We start from the raw sequence: 3768 nt of genomic DNA on the forward strand, positions 1-3768 counted from the left end.
GCCTTGTTTTTGCTTGTGCTTAGGATTTTCACAGATAACCATTACTCTTCCTTTTCTTTTTATTACTTTGCACTTCTCGCAAATAGGCTTAACTGATGGTCTTACTTTCATCGCTAACCCTCCTTGTAATATTTAGATAATCTATTATCTTATTTTGCTCTCCAAGTAATTCTACCTTTACTTAAATCGTATGGTGAAAGTTCTACTGTAACTTTATCACCTGGTAAAATTCTTATGAAGTTCATTCTTAATTTTCCTGATATATGTGCTAGAATTTTATGACCACTCTCAAGTTCTACTTGGAATGTTGCGTTAGGTAGGGATTCTAAAACCACACCTTGCATTTCTATAACATCATCTTTTGACATAAGGTAATCAACCCTCCTTAACAATGTATCTTAATTTTAGAAATCTCTTAATTCTTAAGTCAGCATTTTTCTTTTTTTCTATAATGGTAGTTTTTAGTTCATCATCTATATTATCTATAAAAGATAAATGCTTAATATTTTTCTTTTTCGGATTGCTAATAATTTTATTATCTCCGTTTACTAGTAATAGATTCTGGGCTGTATCAAAACCCACCACTACATATAAATGATCTTTATCTCTACCAGATAAAGAAAGTACCACTTTTCCAATCAAGTCATTGTTCTGCAAATTATTCACCTCGATGATTACCTTAGATATAAACTGCACTTGCAAATTTATAACTAAGAAACACTCTTTAAATTAGTGTTAATATTTCGGGTCCATCTGGTAATATTGCAACTGTATTTTCGTAATGTGCTGATAGGCTTCCATCACTTGTTACAACTGTCCACCCATCACTTAATGTTTTTGTTCTAAATGCTCCAGCATTTATCATCGGTTCTATCGCTAAAACCATGCCATTATTCAGAAGTGAACCCTTACCTGGATTACCGAAGTTAGGTACCTCAGGATCTTCATGTAGATCTCTGCCTATCCCGTGCCCTACAAAATTTTTAACAACTGAAAATCCATGACTTTCAGCATAACTCTGTATTGCATGTGATACATCTGACAATCTATTTCCTTTTTGGGCATATTTAACACCTTCGAAAAAAGATTGTTTTGTAACATCAATAAGCTTTTGAGCTTCTTCAGTCACTTGCCCTACTGGAAAAGTTCTAGCCGCATCTCCATGAAACCCATCTAAATAAGCTCCACAATCAACACTTACTATATCTCCATCCTTTAAGACATATTTCCCTGGTATTCCATGAATAATTTCATTATTTACAGAAATACATAGTGCTGCTGGAAAACCATACAATCCTTTAAAGGAAGATCTAGCTCCTTGACTTGTTATAAACTCATCTGCAATCCTATTTAATTCTGCCGTACTTATTCCAGGTTTTATACTCTTTTCTAATAGTAGAAGTGTTTCACCTACTATTCTTCCTGCAATTCTCATTTTAGCGATTTCTGAGTCATTCTTTAAGAATATCATCTTATTCCCCTAAAACTTTGCAGATACTTTCAAAAACTGAATTGATAGCTTGCGTTCCATCAACAGTTGAAAGTAAGTTTTTATCTTTGTAAAAATCAATTAGTGGTTGTGTTTGTCTCTCATACACATCAAGTCTTTCTTTTACAGTTTCCACTGTATCATCCTTTCTCTGTATAACATCACTTCCACAAACATCACATTTTCCTTCAACCATTGTAGGATTGAATTTTACATGATAACTTGCTCCACATGATGGACAAACTCTTCTACCTGTCATTCTTTCAAGTATAAACTCACTAGGTACTTCTATACATAAAGCAGTATCTAGCTTTTCGTTTCTACTTTCTAAGAATTCTTGTAAGGCTTCTGCTTGATTTACTGTTCTTGGGAAACCATCTAAAAGATATCCCTTTTTACAATCATCTTGCTGAAGTCTGTCTTTTACCATATCTATAGTAACGGAATCTGGAACTAACTGCCCATTATCCATATATTTTCTTGCCTCTACACCTAATGGTGTATTTTCAGAAATATTCTTTCTAAAAATATCACCAGTTGATATATGAGGTATAGAATATCTATTACTAATTGATTTTGCCTGTGTTCCCTTACCTGCTCCAGGAGGACCTAATAATATAATCTTCACCGGCATCATCTCCATCATCTATTCTTATTTAAGGAATCCTTTGTAGTGTCTCATTACTAATTGAGACTCTAATCTTCTCATAAAGTCTAAGGCAACACTAACTACAATCAGTAATGCTGTCCCTCCAAACTGAACTCCTTTTAAAGAAGTATAATTTGAAATTAATATTGGTGTTACTGCTAAAATAGCAGCAAATATACCCCCTATTACAGAGACTCTATTTAAAACTTTTTCAAAGTATTCTGTTGTTGGCTCACCCGGTCTTATCCCTGGAATAAATCCAGCAGATTTATGCAGATTCTCTGACATTTCATCTGGTTTGAATGTAACCTGAGTATAGAACCATGTAAAGAATATAGTTAATATTGCATACACAACTGGGTACATCCAAGTTTGATCATTGAAAATACTCATGTTGCTACTTCTTATCCAAACAGCCCAAGCTTTATCTGGGAAGAAGCCAGCTATTGTTGGTGGAAATTGCATAACTGACATTGCAAAGATTATTGCAATAACTGCTGAACCAATAATACTTAAAGGTATATGTGTTGATTGAGCTTTTGTTACTTTATTCCCAACAGCCTTTCCTGCATATTGTACTGGTATTCTTCTCTCAGCTAATGAGAAGTAGATTACCACAGCTAATGCAACTAGGGCAAATACTGCAAATAGTACTATTTCAACTATATTTATTTCATTTTGACTTTTTAACATTAAGATTGAGCTAAGCTCTGCTGGTAATCTTGATATTATGTTGATGAAAATTAGTATTGAAATACCATTTCCAAAACCTTTAACAGTTATCTGATCACCTAACCACATACAGAAAGTTGAACCAACTATAAGTGCTAATATTACTATCCCTATTTGAGCTGAAGTAATTCCAGCAGTTGCTCCAGGAACTCTTGATATTGTTAAATACATACCAATAGCAAGTATTATCGATATTGCTATTGAAGCATATCGAGTAATATTCTGTATTTTTTTTCTACCATCTTCACCTTCTTTTGAAAGTTGTTCAAGAGATGGTATAGCAATTGTTAACAATTGCATGATGATTGATGCATTAATGTATGGCATTACTCCTAATGCAAAAATACTAAATTTACTAAAGGCTCCTCCTGATATTAAATCATAGAAACCAACTAAACTACCAGATTGAGCCATTTGCTTTAAATATTCTGTGCTAATCCCAGGAACAGGAATATGACTTCCTATCCTGAAAATTGCTACAAAAAATATTGTCCAGTAAAATCTTTTTCTCAATTCTGGGACCTTCCAGGCATTACGTAGGGTTGATAGCATTATTATTTCACCTCAACTTTTCCTCCAGCTGCTTCGATCTTCTCTTTAGCAGTTTTTGAGAAATTACATCCTACAAGAGTTATACTCTTTTCTAAGCTTCCGTTACCAAGAATTTTAACTCCATCCATAACTTTTGATATTACTCCTGTTTCAAGTAATAATTCTGGAGTAACTTCTGTTCCATTTTCGAAGATATTTAATCTATCTACGTTTATGCTAACAATCTTCTTAGCAAAGATATTAGTGAATCCTCTTTTAGGAAGTCTTCTGTATAAAGGCATTTGACCTCCTTCAAATCCAGGTCTAACTCCACCACCAGATCTAGCGTTTTGTCCTTTTTCACCTT

At 33.6% G+C, this 3768-nt stretch carries 7 protein-coding genes; all 7 read right to left on the reverse strand.

Features of this window, described 5'->3' with window-relative positions; translation table 11 throughout:
- Positions 1 to 111 (reverse strand): 50S ribosomal protein L36 (gene rpmJ, locus ACRDDY_RS10500; RefSeq protein WP_003373491.1); only part of this gene is annotated, 111 nt, incomplete at its 3' end.
- A 38-nt stretch (positions 112 to 149) separates the two neighbouring features.
- Entirely contained in the window at positions 150 to 368 is a 219-nt protein-coding gene (gene infA, locus ACRDDY_RS10505) for a translation initiation factor IF-1 (protein ID WP_438542470.1), read from the reverse strand.
- 7 nt (positions 369 to 375) lie between these two features.
- A complete protein-coding gene (locus ACRDDY_RS10510; protein ID WP_438564903.1) occupies positions 376 to 657 on the reverse strand; it encodes a hypothetical protein in 282 nt (93 codons plus the stop codon).
- 67 nt (positions 658 to 724) lie between these two features.
- Positions 725 to 1471 (reverse strand): type I methionyl aminopeptidase, encoded by a 747-nt coding sequence (map, locus tag ACRDDY_RS10515; protein ID WP_438564904.1) that lies wholly within the window; start codon positions 1469 to 1471, stop codon positions 725 to 727.
- Position 1472: 1 nt separating this feature from the next.
- Positions 1473 to 2117, reverse strand: coding sequence for an adenylate kinase (locus tag ACRDDY_RS10520; protein ID WP_438564905.1), 645 nt, complete (start codon positions 2115 to 2117; stop codon positions 1473 to 1475).
- A 24-nt stretch (positions 2118 to 2141) separates the two neighbouring features.
- Positions 2142 to 3422, reverse strand: a complete 1281-nt coding sequence (secY, locus tag ACRDDY_RS10525) for a preprotein translocase subunit SecY (protein ID WP_438564906.1) — start codon at positions 3420 to 3422, stop codon at positions 2142 to 2144.
- Between the two features lie 2 nt (positions 3423 to 3424).
- Positions 3425 to 3768 (reverse strand): 50S ribosomal protein L15 (rplO, locus tag ACRDDY_RS10530; protein ID WP_438564907.1); only part of this gene is annotated, 344 nt, incomplete at its 5' end.

Origin of the sequence: Clostridium sp. (assembly GCF_051656525.1) — a bacterium.
Taxonomy (GTDB): domain Bacteria; phylum Bacillota; class Clostridia; order Clostridiales; family Clostridiaceae; genus Clostridium.

Coding starts and splice junctions, on each gene's coding strand:
- infA (WP_438542470.1), bottom strand. CDS start 368: ATGTCAAAAGATGATGTTATAGAAATGCAAGGTGTGGTTTTAGAATCC.
- map (WP_438564904.1), bottom strand. CDS start 1,471: ATGATATTCTTAAAGAATGACTCAGAAATCGCTAAAATGAGAATTGCA.
- secY (WP_438564906.1), bottom strand. CDS start 3,422: ATGCTATCAACCCTACGTAATGCCTGGAAGGTCCCAGAATTGAGAAAA.